We start from the raw sequence: 18,367 nt of genomic DNA, 5'->3' as shown, positions 1-18,367 counted from the left end.
CGATGCCGGATCGTCGCGGGCCATTTCCCAACCGCCGGGCCGTTCGCGTCAATTGCGCCGCGTCGCCGCGCCGAGCGGCACCGCGGCGAGGTCGACGTAGCGGAACGCCGCGCGTGCATCGCGAATCGCCGCGGGATCGAGCGTGACGTCGACGATCGCTTCCCGGTCGCCGGGCGCGACCGCGACGCACGTGCCGTCGGGGGCTGCGACGAGACTCGTGCCGCTGAACGTGTAGCGGTCGCCGGCGCCGACGCGGTTCGCCATCGCGACGTAGAGCTGGTTTTCCAGCGCGCGCACCGGGATCATCCGGCGATGCACGTCGCCGTACGGATTCATCATGCCGTCGAGTATCACGATCAGTTCGGCGCCGGCATGCGCGAGCGCGCGCGCCGTTTCCGGAAACTCGAGATCGAAGCAGATCAGCAGGCCGACCTGCATCCCATGCCACGTGCAGACCGGAAGCGCGTCGCCGGCCTCGAACACGCCGAGGTCGGATTCGTACAGATGTGTCTTCCGGTAGCGCAACAGCACGTCGCCGTTCGCATCGATCAGCAGCGCGGTGTTGAAGAAGCGCGAGCCGTCTCGTTCCGGGAAGCCGAACGCAACGGCGACCGCCGCATCGCGTGCGGCATCGCGTACCGCGGTGACGGACGGCCCGTCGAGCGGCTCGGCCAGCCGGGCGACGTCGTCGGGCGTCGGAAAGCCGCTGGAGTAAGTTTCGGAGAACACGACGAGGTCGGTTGCGCCGCGCGCGGCGGCGATGATCGCGAGCGCTTTGGCGAGATTGCCGGCCACGTCGCCGTCGCGCAGTGCCGACTGGACGATGCGAATGCGCGGACCGTTCATCGTGCGTCTCCCTGCGCCGCGGTAGCGGCCGGCGCGTCCGGCGCGGGTGTTTGGGCGATCACGCGCCGCTCGTGGTCGAGGTCGAGCGAGCGCGACAGCAGCCCGTAGACGCCGCCGGCGACGACCAGCCCGACGAGCCACGCGAGATCGACGCCGCCGAGCATCCGCGCGAACGGGCCGACGAATACCTCGCGGTTCGCTTCGGCGTCGAACACGTAGAAGAACGGCACCATCGCCGCGAAGCCGATCAGGTACGACAGGATGCCGCGCGATTGCCACGCACCGTACAGGCCGCGCGGCGTGAAGAAGTGCGCGATCGCGTAGCGGCCGCGGCGCACGAAGAAATAGTCGACGAGGTTCACGGCGGTCCACGGCACGAGGAAGTAGAGCATCAGCGTGAGGAACGTCTGCAGCAGCGCGATGCCGTTGCCACGGATCGCGAACACGCAGCCGAGCACAAATGCGCTGATCGCGACGATCGACACGATGCGCGCGCGCCGGGTCGGCCTGATCGGCACGAGCGAATCGACGCCGGTGAGCACGGTCAGCATCGCGCTGTACGCATTGAGCGCGATGATCGGCAGGAAGCCGACGATCGACACGATCGCGATCAGCTTGCCGAGGCCGGGTGCGAGCGACGTGCCGACGTCGTTCATCGCGACCAGCGCATCGGCCGCGTGCAGCGTCTGCGCGAGCCATGCGCCGAGCCCGATCATCCACGCGCCCGACAGCGACGCGCCGGCGAAGATCACCGCGATCAACTTCGCGCGGCTCGTGTGTTTCGGCAGGTAGCGCGAATAATCGGACACGTAGGGCGCATACGAGATGTTGTAGCTCGCGGCGATCGCGAACTGTGTCGCGAACGCGATCCAGTTGAAGCCCGGCGCGGCGGCGGTGCTCGCCTGCGCGGGCGCCGTGTGGCCGAACGCGAGCGCGAGCGTGACGAGTGCATAGAGCGGCAGCGTCGCGACCAGCGCCCACTTGAAGGTGCGGTGCATCAGGTCGTGGCCGTAGATCGCGAGCAGCGCGCCAATCGACACGGCCGCGACGGCGACGAATCCGCCGTCGATCCCGAACACGTTATGCACGCCGTCGACGATCAGCGACACGTTCACGACGTTGAAGCCGACGAACACGAACAACGTCGCGAGCAGCGCGACGATCACGCCGCGATAGCCGAACTGTGCGCGCGACTGGATCATCTGCGGCAGGCCCATCTCTGGGCCCTGCGAACCGTGGAACGCCATGAAGAGCGTGCCGAACATGATGCCGAGCGCGCCGGCGAGCGTGGTCCAGCCGGCCGACAGCCCCATGCCGGGCCCGACGAAGCCGATCGAGATCGTGAAGAAATGGAAGTTGCCGAGGAACCAGAACGGGCCCTGGCTCGCGAGTTTCGCGTGACGTTCGGTTTCGGGGATGTAGTCGATCGAGCGATGCTCGATCTTGAGACCGGCCGGTTCGGCGCGGTCGAGCGCGAGGGTGTCGGGGCGGTTCATCAGAATTTGCTCCGAGAAACCCCGCCATTTCCCCCAAGGGGACTTCCTTCGGGGCGGATGGCGGGAAGGAAAGGAGTGCTATTGACAGGCAGCTTCTTCCACGGGTTAGGATCACCGGCATGATTCTTGTCTACCGTTACCGCGTGAAGTCGCTCAACGGACTGCTCAACAAGCAAAGCCGTGCGGTGAACTACGTCTGGAACTTCTGCAACGACACGCAGAAGCACGCGCTTAAGTGGAGCAAGAGGTGGCCGACGGGTTTCGACTTGAATGTGCTTACCACCGGCAGCAGTAAGGAACTCGGCATCCACTCCGGCACGATCAACGCGACGTGCGAGCAATACGCGAAGTCGCGCAGTCAGCACCGACGCCCCTACCTGCGCTATCGCGGCAGGAAATCGCTGGGCTGGGTGCCGCTGAAGGGGCGTGACCTGAAGCGCGAAGGCGATGCGTTTCGTTTTGCCGGCAATACCTTTCGCGTATTCAATAGCCGCTCGCTTCCCGAAGGCAAGATCAAGGATGGGACCAACTTTGCGCAGGATGCACGCGGCAATTGGTTTCTCAACATCGTGATCGAGATGCCCGATATGCAGGCCCGCCCGGTCCGTTCCGGTGTTGGCATCGATCTCGGCCTGAAAGACTTCGCCACACTTTCGACCGGCGAGAAGCTGCCCAATGACCAGTTCGGTCGACGAGCGGCGGAGAAACTGGCGAAAGCGCAACGGGCGCGAAAGCACAAGCGGCATATCGCGAAGTTGCACGCCAAAGTGGCGAATGCCCGTGCCGATTTCCAGCACAAGCTCGCGCTCGATCTGGTGCGGCGTTTCGATTACATCGCGGTCGGCAACGTGTCGGCCGCGAAGCTCGCCAGAACCAGGATGGCGAAGAGCGTCTACGACGCATCCTGGTCGTCCTTCCGAAGCAAACTCCGCTACAAGGCGATCGCGCACGGAGCCACGTTCGAGGAAGTCGACGAAAGCGGTTCTACCCAGTCCTGTTCGGCGTGCGGGTCGAAAGACAGCACGACGCGGCCGAAAGGTATCGCGGGACTGGGAATAAGAGAATGGGCCTGCGATGGCTGTGGTGTCGAGCATGATCGAGATACCAACGCTGCGCTGAACATTCTCCGATGCGGACGTGCATCGCCAGGTGTGGGAATCACCTGCCTTTAGGCGGGTGAGGACGTCAAGACGGCAGTGTCTCCTGGCGCACGGCCGCGAGGCCGGGGCGCGCGCAAGCCTGCCGCGACAGCGTCGCAGCAGGCCCTGAATGATCGTATAGGGGGAGGACGGCCCGGGAGGCCGCCCGTCGGGTGGTGCGTCAGGCGGTGCGAGCGCCGCGCGGCAGCGCTTCACGCGGCGCGCCCGCATCGTCGATGCTGACGCGGCGCGAGATCAGCCACACGCACACCGACGACAGCACGGCGGCACTCGTGTACTGGATCGCGAGCGGCCACCATTGCGGCGCGACGTTCTGCGCGATCAGCGTGGCGACGAGCGGCGTCAGGCCGCCGGCGAGCGCGCCGCACACCTGGTACGCGATCGAGATCGCCGTGTAGCGGATGCGCGCGATGAAGATGCCGCTGACGAACCCGGCGACCACCGAGTAGTAGCCCGATTCCGCGAGCGTCGCGAGGCCGACGCCGACGGTGATCGACAGCGGCGTGCCCATGTGCACGAGCGGCAGCATCACGAACGGCACGATCGCGGCCCAGGCGCCGGTGATCAGCAGCACGCGCGTCGTGCCGAAGCGCTGCGCGAGGAACGCGGCGGCGAGCTGCACGACGAACTGCAGCACGGCGACGATGGTCATGCAATGCAGCACCATCGACCGGTCGAGCGACAGGAACTGCGTCGCGTAGCTGATCATGAAGATGTTGCTGAAATACACGCCGGCGATCCCGTATACGTTCGCGCCGATCGCGAGCAGCAGCAGCGGCCAATACTTGAGCGCTTCGCGCACCGGGTTCTGCGCGGTGTTGCCGCTCTTCCTGACTTCCTCGAACTCGGGCGACTCCGACACGCTCGCGCGGATCACGAAGCCGACCACCAGCAGTACGGAACTCGCGAGGAACGGCACGCGCCAGCCCCAGCTCATCATGTCGTCTTTCGACAGCGTGCTGATCGCGCCGAACGCGAGCATCGACAGGATCAGACCGCTCGCGCTGCCGAGCTGCGCGAACGACGCGAAGAACGTGCGCTTGCCTTCGGGCGCATGCTCGCCGGCGAGCAGCACCGCGCCGCCCCATTCGCCGCCGACCGCGATGCCTTGCAACACGCGCATCAGCACGAGCAGGATCGGTGCAATCACGCCGGCCTGCGCATGGGTCGGCAGCAGGCCGATCGCGACCGTCGACACGGCCATCAGCATCAACGTCGCGAGCAGCGAACGCTTGCGGCCGAAGCGGTCGCCGAGATAGCCGAACATCACGCCGCCGAGCGGCCGCGCGAAGAAGCCGACCGCGAACGAACCGAACGACGCGAGCAGGCTGACGAAGCGGTTTTCACCGGGAAAGAACAGCGGGCCGAACACGATGGCGGCGGCGGTCGCGTAGCTGTAGAAGTCGTACCACTCGATCGTGGTGCCGACGAACGACGCGAGCGCCGCCCGCTTCGGTTGTTTGACGGAAGTCCCCATCTGTCGTGTGCTCCTCTGGAATCCTCTGATTTGGAATAGGTCGTGCGGCCGGGTCAGTCGCGGTATGCGACGCCGGGCAGCACGCACAACAGCTCGTAGGCGAGGTTCGCGCCGAGCAGCGCCGTGGTGCCGAACGGGTCGTACGGCGGCGCGACTTCGACGAGATCGCAGCCGACGATGTTCAGCCCCTTCGCGCCGCGGATGATCTCGAGCGCCTGCGGCACCGTGAGGCCGGCGATTTCCGGCGTGCCGGTGCCGGGCGCGTAGGCCGGATCGATGCCGTCGATGTCGAAGCTGATGTAGACGGGCGTGTCGCCGACGCGCGCGCGCACTTCTTCCATCAGCGGCGCGAGCGACTTGTTCCAGCACTCCTCGGCCTGGACCACGCGGAAGCCCTGCTCGCGGCACCAGTCGAAATCCTCCGCGGCGTAGCCGGTGCCGCGCAGACCGATCTGCGTGACCTTGTCGCCGTGCAGCAGGCCTTCCTCGACCGCGCGGCGGAACGGCGTGCCGTGCGCGATCTTTTCGCCCATCATCGTATCGTTCACGTCGGCGTGCGCATCGACGTGGATCAATGCAACCTTGCCGTGCTTGCGGTGGATCGCGCGCAGGATCGGCAGCGCGATCGTATGGTCGCCGCCGAGCGTGATCGGCTTGCAGTCGTGCTCGAGGATCGCGTCGTATGCGGCCTCGATGCGCGCGATGGAATCGTGCAGGTTGTACGGGTTGATCGCGACATCGCCGATGTCGGCGATCTGCAGCGAATCGAACGGCGCGGCGCGCGTGGCCATGTTGTACGGGCGCAGCAGCACGGATTCGGTGCGGATCTGGCGTGGGCCGAAGCGTGCGCCGGTGCGGTTGGAGGTGCCGAGATCGAACGGGACGCCGACGAAGCAGGCGTCGAGGCCCGCGGCGCTCGCCACGTGCGGCAGGCGCATCATCGTCGCGATGCCGCCGCAGCGCGGCATTTCATTGCCGCCGAGCGGCTGGAAATGGGTGTGGTCGTTCATGGTGTCTCTTCCGATGTGGGGTTGCCGTATCATGCGACGCGGTCTGGCGCATAGTCTTACGCGTCCGACCGCAAAGAAGAATGCGAAGATATCGACGTAAACATCGATCTTCATCGATGTATGGAAGGGGAATAGCGTGCTGGGGAATCTGTCGACCCTCGATCTGCGGTTGATCCGCGTGTTTCTCGCGGTCACGGACGCGGGCGGCGTGTCGGCCGCGCAGGCGATGCTGAACGTCGGCCAGTCGACGATCAGCGCGCAGCTGTCGTCGCTCGAGACGCGGCTCGGCTACCGGCTCTGCGAGCGCGGCCGCAGCGGCTTCCGGCTCACGCCGAAGGGCGAGCGGTTCCATGCGATGAGCCGCAAGCTGCTCGCGGCGCTCGACGAATTCGGGATGGCGGCGCGGCACATGGACCGCCAGCTGGTCGGCACGCTGAACATCGGCCTGATCGGCCATACGCCGATCAGCCAGAACGCGCGGATCGCCGAGGCGATCGCCGCGTTCCGCATGCGCGATCAGGCCGTGCGCTTCTCGATCTCGGTGCGCGCGCCGGGCGATCTCGAGGAGAAGCTGCTGAGCGACGAGATCCAGATTGCCGTCGGCTATTTCTGGCATCGCGTGCCGTCGCTGCATTACACGCCGCTGTTCATCGAGCGGCAGATCGCGTATTGCGGGCGCGGCCATCCGCTGTTCGACGCGGCCGGCGCGCTGACGCCGGCCGATGTCGCGGAATTCGAGTGGGCGTGGCGCTCGTATCCGCTGCCGGAGGCGCAGATGTCGACGACGCCCGACCGCGTGACCGCGACCGCCGACAACATGGAGGCCGTCGCGCTGCTGATCCTGTCGGGCCATCACCTCGGTTATCTGCCGCAGCACTTCGCGGCGCCGTACGTCGCGCAGGGGCTGCTCGCGCCGCTCAATCCGGAGCAGCTGCGCTACGACGTCACGTTCCATATGGTCGTCGCGCGCGACGGGCGAGGCAATCCGCTTGTGGAGGCGTTTCTCGAGGACCTCGAGCACGCGCACCAGGCGCCCGACGCCGTGTGAGGCCGGTCGCGTCAAACAGGTGAACAAGTGTTACGCGGCGGGCGGCCGACCGCCCACATCGATGGGCGTCGAAGTGACCAGCCGCGTGCGGTAACGTGCCGCTTTCCGAGGTTGGGCCGCCGCATCACGGCACCGGCAACCCCGCGTCGTGCTTCACCTCCCGCAGCGACAGCGCGGATTCGATCGACGTCACGCCGGGCAGCATCCGCAGCGAATCACGGATGAACGTGCCGTAGTCGTCGAGATCGCGCGCAACCACCTGCAGCAGGTAGTCGGCCGTGCCCGCAACGTTGTGGCACGCGAGGATCCGCTCGATGGCGAGCACTTCCCGTTCGAACCGGTCGGCGACCTTGCGGTCGTGCGTCGCGAACCGTACGAGCACGAACGCGACGACGCCATAGCCGAGCGCCTGGCGCGACAGCTGCGCGCGGTAGCGCTCGATGTAGCCGTCGTTTTCGAGACGTTTCAGGCGCCGCGCGCACGGCGTCTCGGACAGGCCGACGGAATCGGCGAGGCGCGCGATCGGCAGGCGGCCGTCGCGCTGCACCGCGGCGAGAATCGCGCGATCGGTTTTGTCGAGTTCGGTCATGTTGGCGGAATCCGTGTTGTGATCTCTAGATTGTGGCGGATTCCGCTACGGATAGCCAAGTCCGAGCCTCAGATGGCCAATAATCCCTCCACCTTCAGCGGCAACATATCGTCATTGAAGGACGGGGGGCAGACCATGATTTCCACGCATTTGCTGTTGATTTATATCGCCGCGCTGGCGGCCATTTACGCGGTCCCGGGCCCCGACATGGCGCTCGTGCTGCAGACCAGCATCGGTCGCGGCGTGCGGCCGGGAATGGCGGCGGCGGCCGGCCTGTCGCTGTCGCGCACCGTGCATGTAACGCTGTCCGCCTGCGGCGTCGCGGCGTTGATCCGCAGCGCGCCGTGGCTGTATGAAGCGATCCGCTACGGCGGCGCGCTGTATCTCGCGTACGTCGCGATCCAGGTGTTCCGCTCGCCGGTGTTCGCGCTCGGCGACGGCGACGCGGCCGCCGCGGGCGAGCTGCGTCAGTCGTTCTTCAAGGGGTTGCTGACGAACCTGCTGAACCCGAAGGCGCTGCTGTTCTGCTCGGTATTGCTGCCGCAATTCGTGCGGCCCGAGGCCGGGCCCGTCGTGTTTCAGATGTTCGAACTCGGCGCGATGCTCGTCGCGGCCGGCGTGTGTTTCGACCTCGCATGCGTGTTCGGCGCGTCGCGCATCGCGGCGTGGATGCGCGCGCATCCGCTCGCGCAGACGGTGCAGCGCTGGACCTTCTCGGCGGCGTTGATCGGCTTCGCGCTGCGCTTGTCGATGGACTGATCTGCAACATCGCACTGCACCGCGCGGGTCGACAGCCACGCGGTGCAGTGCAGCAACGAACGCCGCGCGCAATGCCGGCCTTCGCGCACGTGCCCGACACGCCCAGGGGCGCGCGCAAATCATCTGACTGTTCTAAACTTGCTTTGACTTCGCGCTGCCGCGAACCGACGACCAGACGGAACCGTCTGCCGCCGGCCCTGTCCGATTTCCTGGCTGTTCCGTGCAACGCGTGTGCAACGCCTGTGCAACGCGGTACCAAGGAGGGTCTGAACATGGCAAGGCATCTTCAAGCCGACCGTGAACCCCGTATCGTCGCCGAGTCCAAGTGCCTCGGTCAGTGCGATCCGGCGGAACGCATCCACGTCACGATGATGTTGCGGCGGCCGGAAGAAGGGCAACTCGACGCATTGGTCAATCAGCTCGCCGCTGGCGACACCGACGCAACACCGCTGTCGCGCGACGCCTTCGCGCAGCGTTTCTCCGCCAATCCCGACGACATTCGCAAGACCGAGGACTTCGCGCACCGTCACCAGCTGACGGTCGATCGCGTCGATCCGGTGGAAAGCGTCGTCGTGCTGTCCGGCACGATCCAGCAGTTCGAGGCGGCATTCAGCGTGAAGCTCGAGCGTTTCGAGCATCGCTCGATCGGCCAGTACCGCGGCCGCTCGGGCCCCATCGCGCTGCCGGACGAGCTCGGCGACGTCGTCACGGCCGTCCTCGGCCTCGACAGCCGGCCGCAGGCGCGGCCGCACTTTCGGCTGCGTCCGCCGTTCAAGCCCGCGCGCGGCGCCACCTCGGTCACGTTCACGCCGCCCCAGCTCGCGTCGCTGTACGGCTTTCCGGCCGGCGATGGCGCCGGGCAATGCATCGCGATCGTCGAACTCGGCGGCGGCTATCGCGCGACCGATATCCAGCAGTATTTCCGCGGGCTCGGGATCGACAAGCCGCCGACGGTCGTCGACGTGAACGTCGGCACCGGCCGCAACACGCCGACCGGCGACGCGAACGGCCCGGACGGCGAAGTCGCGCTCGATATCGAGATCGCCGGTGCGATCGCGCCCGCCGCGAAGATCGCGGTGTACTTCGCGCCGAACAGCGACGCGGGCTTCATTCAGGCCGTCAACGCGGCGGTCACCGACAAGACCAACCGGCCGTCCGTGATCTCGATCAGCTGGGGCGGCCCGGAAGCGATCTGGCAGGCGCAGTCGGCCCATGCGTTCAACCGCGTGCTGCAGGCGGCGGCCGCGCAGGGGATCACGGTGTGCGCGGCGTCGGGCGACAGCGGCTCGGGCGACGGGCTGCAGGACGGCGCCGATCACGTCGACTTCCCGGCGTCGAGCCCGTACGTGCTCGGCTGCGGCGGCACGCAGCTCGATGCGCTGCCGGGGCAGGGCATTCGCGGCGAGGTCACGTGGGACGACGAGGCGGCCGGCGGCGGCGCGGGTGGCGGCGGCGTCAGCACGATGTTCGACGTGCCGGCCTGGCAGAAGGGGCTGACCGTCGCGCTCGCCGACGGCAGCAGCAGGCCGCTCGCGAAGCGCGGCGTGCCGGACGTCGCCGGCGATGCGTCGCCGCAAACGGGCTACGAAGTGTCGATCGCCGGAACGCCCGCGGTGATGGGCGGCACGAGCGCGGTCGCGCCGCTGTGGGCCGCGCTGATCGCGCGGATCAACGCGGCGGCCGGCGCATCGGCCGGCTGGATCAACCCCGCGCTGTACAAGCATCCGGGTGCGCTGCGCGACATCACGAAAGGCTCGAACGGCACGTATGCGGCCGCGTCCGGCTGGGACGCGTGCACGGGCCTCGGCAGCCCCGACGGCGCGAAACTCGCGGCGATCCTCGCGCGCAAGCCATCGCGCTGACGCGTCGGCACAAGTCTTTCCATGTGACGCGGGTTCCTTGCCCGCGTCTTTTTTCACCTCCAGGAGCAGCACGATGGGCATCGATTCCGCATCTTCCGGCGGCGTGTATCCGCTGCATCACGGCGACCACAATTCGCATAGCGTGCCGCCGACCATCAATCCCGTCGCGCTGAGCCACGGCCGCGACCAGCCGTTCTTCGATCCGGTCGCGTACGGCAACGGCCCCGACGACTCGGTGACCGACACGACCGAAGCGGCCGCGATCACGCATCACACGATCCTGATCGGCGGCAAGCGGATCGCATACACGGCGACGGTCGGCCATCTCGTGACGGTCGATCCGAGCAGTTCGCAGCCGGCCGCGAAGATCTTCTACGTCGCCTTCACCGCCGACGGCGCGAAGGAGGAAACGCGGCCCGTCACGTTCTTCTACAACGGTGGGCCCGGTTCGTCGTCGGTGTTCGTGCTGCTCGGCTCGTTCGCGCCGAAGCGCATCAAGACGTCGATGCCAGGGTTCACGCCGCCCGCGCCGTATCAGATCGAGGACAACCCGGACAGCATGATCGACCACAGCGACCTGGTGTTCATCAATCCGGTCGGCACCGGCTATTCGGCGGCCGTCGCGCCGAACAAGAACCGCAATTTCTGGGGCGTCGACCAGGATGCGGATTCGCTGAAGCAGTTCATCAAGCGCTACCTGACGAAGAACAACCGCTGGAATTCGCCGAAATACCTGTTCGGCGAGTCGTATGGCACCGCGCGCAGCTGCGTGCTCGCGTACAAGCTGCACGAGGACGGCGTCGACCTGAACGGCGTCACGCTGCAGTCGTCGATCCTCGACTACCGGCAGGCCGGCAACCCGGTCGGCGCGCTGCCGACCGCGGCGGCCGACGCGTGGTATCACAAGAAACTCGGCGTCAAGCCGGCGCCGGCCGATCTCGGCGCGTTCATCGAGGAAGTCGCGCAGTTCGCGCGCACCGATTACCTGAAGGCATTGCGCAACGTGCCGCATGCCGACCCGGCTGCCGTGCAGAAGCTGGCGGATTACACGGGCATCGACACGGCGACGCTGCAGACCTGGGGGCTCGACATCGCCGGTTACAACGCGCGCGGCAATTCGCTGTTCCTGACGACGCTGCTGCACGCGCAGGGGCTCGCGCTCGGTTCGTACGACGGCCGCGTGACGGCGATCTCGACCGGTATCGCCGGCAAGATCGATCCGAACTCGGGCGGCAACGATCCGACGATGACGGCCGTGACGGGCGTCTATACGGCGATGTGGAACAGCTACCTGAACGAGCAGCTGAAGTTCACGTCGAACTCCGCGTTCACGGACCTGAACGACCAGGCGTTCCAGAACTGGGACTTCAGCCATATCGACCCGACCGGCGAGCAGCAGGGCATCGATGCGAAGGGGAACGTGATCCTCTACACGGCGGGCGACCTCGCCGCGGTGATGGCGCTGAACGTCGACCTGAAGGTGCTGTCGGCGAACGGCTTGTACGATTTCGTCACGCCGTTCTACCAGACCGTGATCGATCTGCAGCAGATGCCGCTCGAGGATCAGAAAGTGCGGCAGAACTTGTCCGCGCGCTTCTATCCGTCGGGGCACATGGTGTATCTCGATGGCGGTTCGCGCACCGCGCTCAAGCGCGATCTCGCGACGATGTACGACGCGACGGTCAGCGATACGGGCGCGCGGCTGCGGATTCGTGCGCTGCAGGCGAAGAAGACGGGCGGCCACGCGTAGCGTCGCCCGTCGTGCACGTGCCGCGCGTGACCGTTACGGTTCGCGCGGCGCGGTTTGACTTACGTGGTCGACTTACGCGGTCGGCCAGTCGAACGGCGTATACGGCAGCGCGCGCTTGTGGCGCGAACCGTCGTAGAAGCGCAGCACCGTTTCGTACACCGTGTCGGCGACGGTCTTGCCTTCGAGGAAATCGTCGATCTCGTCGTAGGTGACGCCGTATGCGTGCTCGTCGGGGCGCAGCGGACGCAGTTCCTCGAGGTCGGCCGTGGGCACCTTCATCACGATCAGTTCGTCGCCGCCGAGCGCGCGCGCGACCGCACGCACGCGGCGCTTGCTCAGGCCGGCAAGCGGCAGCACGTCCGCGCCGCCGTCGCCGAATTTCGTGAAGAAGCCCATCAGCGATTCGGCCGCGTGATCGGTGCCGATCACGATGCCGCGCCGCGCGCCGGCGACCGCGTACTGCGCGATCATGCGCTCGCGCGCCTTGATGTTGCCGTGCACGAAGTCCTGCTGCGCCGGGGTTTCGAACGCGTGGCCGGACGCGACCAGCGACGCGAGCATCGCGTCGGCGGCGGGCTTCACGTCGACCGTGAACGTCTCGTCCGCGCGCACGAACGCGAGCGCGCGCTGCGCATCGGCTTCGTCGTTCTGCACGCCGTTCGGCAAGCGCATCGCGATGAAGCGGGCATCGTAGCCGCCGGCGCGCAACTGTTCGACCGCCAGCTGCGCGAGCCGCCCGGCCGTCGACGAATCGACGCCGCCGCTGATGCCGAGCACGTAGGTCCGCAGGCCGCTCGAACGAAGGTACTGCGCGAGGAAATCGACGCGCCGGGCGATCTCGGCGTCGACGTCGAAGTGCGGGGCGACGTTCAGTTCGGCAATGATCGCGCGTTGGCGGCTGGCGTAATCGGCGGATGTCATGGGGGTGGTTCCGGAACGAAATGCGAGGCGCCCATCATAAGCGCAATCGGGGCGCGGCGCCGCGCCGGGCATGCGATCCGGCGGCTTCGCGTTGCATCGGCGAGACGCGGTGCATCGTCATGGTGCAGAGTGCGCGGCGGTGCTCCCGGGCGCGCGGGCGGATGCTTCGTTTCGATGCGGGGTGGGGGCGGTGACGGGTGCTTCCTATCGCCTGATCGCCCGACTGCCTGCCCGACCCCGTGCGTCAGCGCCGCGCGAGCACGACACCCACGAGCGCAAGCGCGAAGCCGGCGAGCTGGACGGTCGCGAGGGTTTCGCCGAACAGCAGGTAGCCCTGCAGCGCGGCGAGCGGCGGCGCGAGGAACAGCAACGACGTCGCGCGCGCCGCGTTGCCCCGCCGCAGCATCCACATCAGCATCGTGACCGCGCCGCCGGACAGGAACACGACGCCCCACACGAGCGAAATCCACAGCGCCGGCGCGCCGATCCAGCGCGTTTCATGCAGCAGCACGACGAAGACGGCCGCGACGATCGCCGCGCCGAGGTTCTGCACGGCGACGGCCGTGCGCAGGTCGTTCTGCGCGAGCTTGCCCTTCTGGTACAGCGAGCCGGCGGTGATCGAGCCGACCGCCAGGATCGATACGGTCACGACGAACCACGCGGGCGCGGCGCCCGGCGGCGGCGCGACGCCGCCCGCGACCTTCGGCGCGAGCACGAGCGCCACGCCGGCCAGCCCGAGCGCCATCCCGAGCCAGCCGCGCGCGGGCAGTCGCTCGTTGAACAGCGGCACGGCGAGCACGGCGGTGGCGAGCGGCTGCAGCGCGCCGAGCAGCGCCATCACGCCCGCATTCAGCCCTTGCGCGACGGCCCAGTAGCTGGCGCCGAGATAGACGCCCTGCAGTAGCGCGCCGGCGATCAGGTGGCGCGGCCATTCGCGGCGGGCCGGCCACGGCGCGCGCGCGACGAGTGCGACCGCGCCGAACAGCACGGCCGTGCCGGCGAAACGCGCGAGCAGGAACAGGTTCGGATCGGCGTAGGGCTTGATTGCCCGGGCGACGATGAAGCCGGTGGACCACAGCGCGACGAAAGCCGCGGCGACGAGCGGGGTAAACATGCGTGGCGGGCCGCGATACGGCCGGACGAATCGTGAAGTCGGTCAGTATCGGATGAAGCGGTGCCTCCGTCTTGTCGGATTCTGCACTCGGGCGTCGCGCGTGCGGGATGCATGCAGCGGCCATGGGCCGCGCCGCTGCTGCGGCTGCAAGCGGCGACCGCGGATGTGATGCGTGGCCAGCGCGTCGCGCGCTAGCGTGCCGGCCGTTCGGTCAGCGGCCGGCCGGCTGAAAGGGCCGCGGCATGAAGGCGCGCCGTGGCGCGGGCAAAGGAACGGAGATCCGTCGAGCCAGCCGTCCGGTTATCACCCGGCCGGGCGAAAGGGCCGCGGCATGAAGGCGCGCCGTCGCGCGGGCAAAGGAGCGGAGATCAGTCGAGCCAGCCGTCCGGTTATTACCCGGCCGGGCGAAGGGGCCGCCGCATGAAAGCGCACCGTGGCGCGGGAAAAGAAACGGAGATCAGTCGAGCGAGAACGTGTCGAGCGGCTGGTTGGCGCGCGCGTCGGTCGCGAAGCGCGCGGCGAGTTGTTCATACAGCCGGCGCGCTTCGTCGAGCGTCAGGTCGATCCAGTACGGATCGCCGGCCCCGTCGTTGAGTCGTTCCGGCGAAAACTGGATTTCGAGCACACTGCCTTTGCGATACATTGCGCAAGCCCCTTGATGGTCTGTCGTTAGGCGAAGCGCAAAGTGTAGCAATCGCTTGCCGTGCCGATTCGCGCGCATCCGGCAATACAGAATTTCGCTGGCGTGAAACGCGGCCGCTGCCGGACGCGGCGCCGTCAAATGACAGTCAAACGGCCGTAATACAATGGCTGGCTTACCCATTACCAGTCGCCTCGGGCGCATTGCGATGCTGGCGGAACAACGTCATCAATACATTCTGTCGGAGCTCGGCCGCTCGGGCGCGCTGTCGGTTGCCGAACTCGTGCGCTCGCTCGACGTGTCGCGCGAGACCGTGCGGCGCGACCTGAACGCACTCGCGGCGCGCGGCCTGCTCGTGATGACGCACGGCGGCGCGCTGGCGGCGGACCGCCGCGAGCCGAGCCTGTCCGAGCGCGAAGCGGCGAACGCCGAGGCGAAGCGCACGATCGGCCGACGCGCGGCCGAATTCGTGCCCGACGATGCATCGGTGCTGATCGACTCGGGCAGCACGCCGCATGCGGTGGCGCTCGCGCTCGCCGACCGGCACCGGCTGTCGATCTACACGAACGACTGGCGCACGGCGTTCGTGCTCGCGCGCCGCAACGGCAATCGCGTGACGCTGCTCGGCGGCGAGCTGTCCGACGACGAGGACGCGACGTTCGGGCTCGATACGATCCAGCAACTCGCGCAATACCACGTCGATTTCGCGTTCGTCGGCGCGGGCGGCATCACGGTCGACGGCGACTGCACCGACTACTCGCGGCTTGCCGCCGAAGTGCGCAGCCGGATGATCGCGGCGGCCGGCACGGCGGTCATCGTCGCCGACCATTCGAAGTTCGGCCGCGTGACGCCGGTGCGGATCAACGGCACGTCGGCCGCGCGCTACCTCGTCACCGAGCGCACGCCCGACAAGGCCGTGCGCCGCGCGCTGGCCGCACGCGGCATCGAGTTGCTCGTGTGCGACTGACGCGGCTCCGACATACAAGGTTCATCGAACGGTCATCGCCCGGGAAGAACCGCCGTCAACACTGACCCATTCCTCTCTTTCGGCCGAAACGCCAGGAGCACGAATGACCGTCAGCGCACGCAGCTATCTTTCCCCCACCCTGGTCCTGCTGGCCTTCGACTGGCCCGACGCGGCGTCGCGCACCGACTTCCTCGGCTTCGCGATCCGGCGCACGCCGGGCTTCTGGTCGGCCGACGGCAAGACGCGGGCGCCGAACAGCTGGCTGCCGAACCGGCTGACGTTCGACGGCCCGGCCGCCGACACGCAGGGCGACGCGCCGACCGACCAGGCGCCGATCCAGAAATTCATGTGGTGGGATGCCCGTATCGATCCGCCGGATCGCGATGCGTCGTTCCGCTATGACGTCTTTCCCGTCGTCGGCACGCCGGCGAACCTGCAGGTGCTCGATGCGGAAGCCGGCGTGTGCGATGTCGTGCTGCCCGCGCATATCGTCGACGGCATCGGCACCTGGTTCAACCGCGCGGTGGTGAGTTCGCAGGCGTTCGCGAAGCAGGTCGCGGCGCTGGGTCTCGCGCCGGGCGCCGCGCCGAGTGATGCGCAGGCGCTGAAGCTGCGCACGTGGCTCGCGAACGACATGGAGCAGGTGTTCGCGGAGATGCTCGATCCCGCGTCGCGCGCGGTGTCGGCCGTCTATCACCTGACGGACACGCTGTGGGCGCTGCCCGCCTTCGAGGCGTTCGGGCGCCGGCACGGCGAAGCGTCGCTCGCGATCGTCTACGACGCGCACACGACCGCGCGCAAGGGCAAGCCGGCGCTGCCGTCGCCGAACCAGCCGGCCGTCGACGCGCTGCAGGGCCTCGCGACGCTGGCGCCGCGCGACCGCACGCACATCATGCACGACAAGTTCATCGTGACCGACGCGCCGGGGAATGCGACGCCCGCCCGCGTGCTGACCGGTTCCGCGAACTTCACGACCGAAGGGCTGACGGAACAGGCCAACGTGCTGCACGCATTCGACTCGCCGGCGCTCGCCGCGCTGTACAACGAGCGGGCGCATGCGCTGGCCGCGAATCCGCCGATCGCGGAGACGGCGCGGCTGTCGCCGGGCTGGTCGGCGCCGTTGACGGTGGGCAGCGCGCAGGTGCGCGTCGCGTTTTCGCCGGAGCGGGCGGGGCAGCGCACCGAGATCGATACGATCGTCGCCGCGATCGCGGCCGCGAAGCATTCGGTGTCGTTCTGCCTGTTCATGCCGACCGACGCGGCGCTGCGCGACGCATGCTTCGCGGCCGGCGACCGCGGCCTGATGATGTTCGGCCTGGTGAACCGCATCAGCGCCGGCAGCGCGACGAAGGCCGATGCCGCGCAGCACGACGGCCAGACGCTCGATGCGGCGACGCTCGCGAATCTCGAGCTTTACCATCGCCAGCGCGATCGTCGCGACGTGATCGATGCCGCGTATTTCTCGCCGTCGACGGTGCCGCAGGGTTTCGAGCCGGAGCTGCGCCTCTTTCCGGGCGAGCCGGCGCCGGCCTATCCGCCGGTCGTGATCCACCACAAGTTCATCGTGATCGATGCGGAAGGCGCGAACCCGATCGTCTATACGGGCTCCGCGAACATGAGCCGCAATTCCGAGCAGTACAACGACGAGAACCTGCTCGAGATTCGCGACACGCGGATCGCCGCGATCTATCTCGCGGAATTCCTGCGGCTCTACGAGCACTATCGCGCGCGGGCGCTGGCGATCGAGACGAAACGGCACGGCGCCGGTTCGCATCGGCAACTCGCGCTCGCGCCGGATTCGAGCTGGGCGAAGAAGTATTACGTGGCGGGGAGCCCGGAAGAGAAGGCGCGGATCGCGCTGGCGTCGACCGCGCCGACGGACTGACGCGTGGCGCATGACGCATCCGCTCGGCCGGAAGCGCGACGTGCTTCCGGCTCATGCCGGTTGCACGCGTCGTGATGTCGTTCGGCCTTCGGGTGGAATCGGGCAGAATCGCGCGGTGCGACTACGCGGCGACGTAGCGCAGCACGGAGTCGGCGATCGTCTCGCGATGCCGCGAGCGCAGCCGCGGCGCCGACGGATCGCGGCCGAACGCGGCGCCGAACGTGTAGCGGTTCGACACGCGGTGGAAGCAGAACGAGCTGATCAGCAGGTGCAGGTCGAACGCGTCGATGTCCTTGCGGAACGCGCCACTCGCCGCGCCGCGCTCGAGCAGTTCCTCGAGCGTCTTGATGATGCTGACGTTGCGGTTCTTGAACGACTTCAGCTGTTCGAGATACTTCGCGCCGTGGATGTTCTCGATCGACACGAGGCGCACGAAGTCGCGATGCTTGTCGTGATAGTCGAACGTGAATTCGACGAGCCGGCGCATGCCTTCGCGCGGCTCCATGTCGCCGACGTGCAGTTCCTGCTCGAGCGCGCGGATGTCGCCGTACACCTTCTCCAGCACGGCCTCGTACAGGCCTTCCTTGCTTTCGAAGTAGTAGTAGAGCATCCGCTTCGTCGTGTTCGTACGCTCGGCGATCGCGTCGACGCGCGCACCGGCGAGGCCCATCGCGGAGAACTCCTGCGTGGCGACGTCGAGGATGTTGCGCTTGGTTTGCTCGGGATCGTATTTGCGCCGCGCATCGGTCGCAAGCGCGCGGCTTTCGGACGTGGCGGCCTTGCTTGCAGCTTTCATGTGACTTTGTTGTGCGTTCGCGGCGGCATGAAAAAATCATTCTAGCA

General features: G+C 67.5%; 16 protein-coding genes. 7 read left to right on the top strand and 9 right to left on the bottom strand.

Features of this window, described 5'->3' with window-relative positions; all coding sequences use genetic code 11:
* Positions 1-48 precede the first annotated feature (48 nt).
* Complete coding sequence (locus tag ACP26O_RS20920) at positions 49-846, bottom strand: carbon-nitrogen hydrolase family protein (protein ID WP_175666709.1); 798 nt, start codon at positions 844-846, stop codon at positions 49-51.
* Positions 843-2,342: a purine-cytosine permease family protein gene (locus ACP26O_RS20915; protein ID WP_175666708.1), complete on the bottom strand. Its 1,500-nt coding sequence runs from the start codon at positions 2,340-2,342 to the stop codon at positions 843-845. The genes ACP26O_RS20920 and ACP26O_RS20915 overlap by 4 nt, the downstream gene beginning before the upstream one ends.
* Before the next feature lie 119 nt (positions 2,343-2,461).
* Here ACP26O_RS20915 and ACP26O_RS20910 point away from each other — a divergent pair, with 119 nt between their 5' ends.
* Positions 2,462-3,514 (top strand): RNA-guided endonuclease InsQ/TnpB family protein, encoded by a 1,053-nt coding sequence (locus tag ACP26O_RS20910; protein WP_426356398.1) that lies wholly within the window; start codon positions 2,462-2,464, stop codon positions 3,512-3,514.
* A 148-nt stretch (positions 3,515-3,662) separates the two neighbouring features.
* Here ACP26O_RS20910 and ACP26O_RS20905 read toward each other — a convergent pair whose 3' ends face one another.
* The gene (locus tag ACP26O_RS20905; RefSeq protein ID WP_175666596.1) at positions 3,663-4,979 is read right to left on the bottom strand and encodes an MFS transporter; all 1,317 of its coding nucleotides are present in this window, start codon (positions 4,977-4,979) and stop codon (positions 3,663-3,665) included.
* 53 nt (positions 4,980-5,032) lie between these two features.
* Positions 5,033-5,989 (bottom strand): agmatinase, encoded by a 957-nt coding sequence (speB, locus tag ACP26O_RS20900; protein WP_006752372.1) that lies wholly within the window; start codon positions 5,987-5,989, stop codon positions 5,033-5,035.
* Between the two features lie 136 nt (positions 5,990-6,125).
* Between speB and ACP26O_RS20895 the strand changes: the two genes are divergently transcribed.
* The gene (locus ACP26O_RS20895) at positions 6,126-7,037 is read left to right on the top strand and encodes a LysR family transcriptional regulator (protein WP_175666595.1); all 912 of its coding nucleotides are present in this window, start codon (positions 6,126-6,128) and stop codon (positions 7,035-7,037) included.
* A gap of 124 nt (positions 7,038-7,161) precedes the next feature.
* On the opposite strand, the gene ACP26O_RS20890 is transcribed toward ACP26O_RS20895, so the two are convergent.
* On the bottom strand, positions 7,162-7,626 hold the full coding sequence (locus tag ACP26O_RS20890; RefSeq protein ID WP_006752374.1) for an Lrp/AsnC family transcriptional regulator: 465 nt from the start codon (positions 7,624-7,626) through the stop codon (positions 7,162-7,164).
* A 135-nt stretch (positions 7,627-7,761) separates the two neighbouring features.
* On the opposite strand from ACP26O_RS20890, the gene ACP26O_RS20885 reads away from it, so the two are divergent.
* From ACP26O_RS20885 to ACP26O_RS20875, 3 genes are all read left to right on the top strand, one after another.
* On the top strand, positions 7,762-8,385 hold the full coding sequence (locus tag ACP26O_RS20885) for a LysE family translocator (RefSeq protein WP_175666594.1): 624 nt from the start codon (positions 7,762-7,764) through the stop codon (positions 8,383-8,385).
* Positions 8,386-8,657: 272 nt separating this feature from the next.
* Positions 8,658-10,247: a S53 family peptidase gene (locus ACP26O_RS20880; RefSeq protein ID WP_175666593.1), complete on the top strand. Its 1,590-nt coding sequence runs from the start codon at positions 8,658-8,660 to the stop codon at positions 10,245-10,247.
* 73 nt (positions 10,248-10,320) lie between these two features.
* The gene (locus ACP26O_RS20875) at positions 10,321-11,997 is read left to right on the top strand and encodes a S10 family peptidase (protein WP_175666592.1); all 1,677 of its coding nucleotides are present in this window, start codon (positions 10,321-10,323) and stop codon (positions 11,995-11,997) included.
* Between the two features lie 72 nt (positions 11,998-12,069).
* Here the strand turns inward: ACP26O_RS20875 and nadE are convergent, their stop codons facing one another.
* The 3 genes from nadE to ACP26O_RS20860 all read right to left on the bottom strand — a co-directional run bounded on the left by nadE (position 12,070) and on the right by ACP26O_RS20860 (position 14,675).
* Positions 12,070-12,918, bottom strand: coding sequence for an ammonia-dependent NAD(+) synthetase (gene nadE, locus ACP26O_RS20870; RefSeq protein WP_175658704.1), 849 nt, complete (start codon positions 12,916-12,918; stop codon positions 12,070-12,072).
* A gap of 244 nt (positions 12,919-13,162) precedes the next feature.
* Positions 13,163-14,032, bottom strand: coding sequence for a DMT family transporter (locus ACP26O_RS20865; protein WP_175666591.1), 870 nt, complete (start codon positions 14,030-14,032; stop codon positions 13,163-13,165).
* A 457-nt stretch (positions 14,033-14,489) separates the two neighbouring features.
* The gene (locus tag ACP26O_RS20860; RefSeq protein WP_006752380.1) at positions 14,490-14,675 is read right to left on the bottom strand and encodes a hypothetical protein; all 186 of its coding nucleotides are present in this window, start codon (positions 14,673-14,675) and stop codon (positions 14,490-14,492) included.
* Positions 14,676-14,880: 205 nt separating this feature from the next.
* Between ACP26O_RS20860 and ACP26O_RS20855 the strand changes: the two genes are divergently transcribed.
* Positions 14,881-15,639 carry a DeoR/GlpR family DNA-binding transcription regulator gene (locus ACP26O_RS20855; protein WP_166725027.1) on the top strand — a complete coding sequence of 253 codons (759 nt, stop codon included), beginning with the start codon at positions 14,881-14,883 and terminating at the stop codon, positions 15,637-15,639.
* A 103-nt stretch (positions 15,640-15,742) separates the two neighbouring features.
* Entirely contained in the window at positions 15,743-17,524 is a 1,782-nt protein-coding gene (locus ACP26O_RS20850) for a phospholipase D-like domain-containing protein (RefSeq protein WP_175666590.1), read from the top strand.
* Between the two features lie 121 nt (positions 17,525-17,645).
* Here the strand turns inward: ACP26O_RS20850 and ACP26O_RS20845 are convergent, their stop codons facing one another.
* A complete protein-coding gene (locus ACP26O_RS20845; RefSeq protein ID WP_166725025.1) occupies positions 17,646-18,320 on the bottom strand; it encodes a TetR family transcriptional regulator in 675 nt (224 codons plus the stop codon).
* Between the last annotated feature and the right edge of the window lie 47 nt (positions 18,321-18,367).

Origin of the sequence: Burkholderia sp. R-40, from assembly GCF_049942845.1 — a bacterium.
Taxonomy (GTDB): domain Bacteria; phylum Pseudomonadota; class Gammaproteobacteria; order Burkholderiales; family Burkholderiaceae; genus Burkholderia; species Burkholderia ambifaria.
This window is presented reverse-complemented; position numbering and strand designations above follow the sequence as displayed.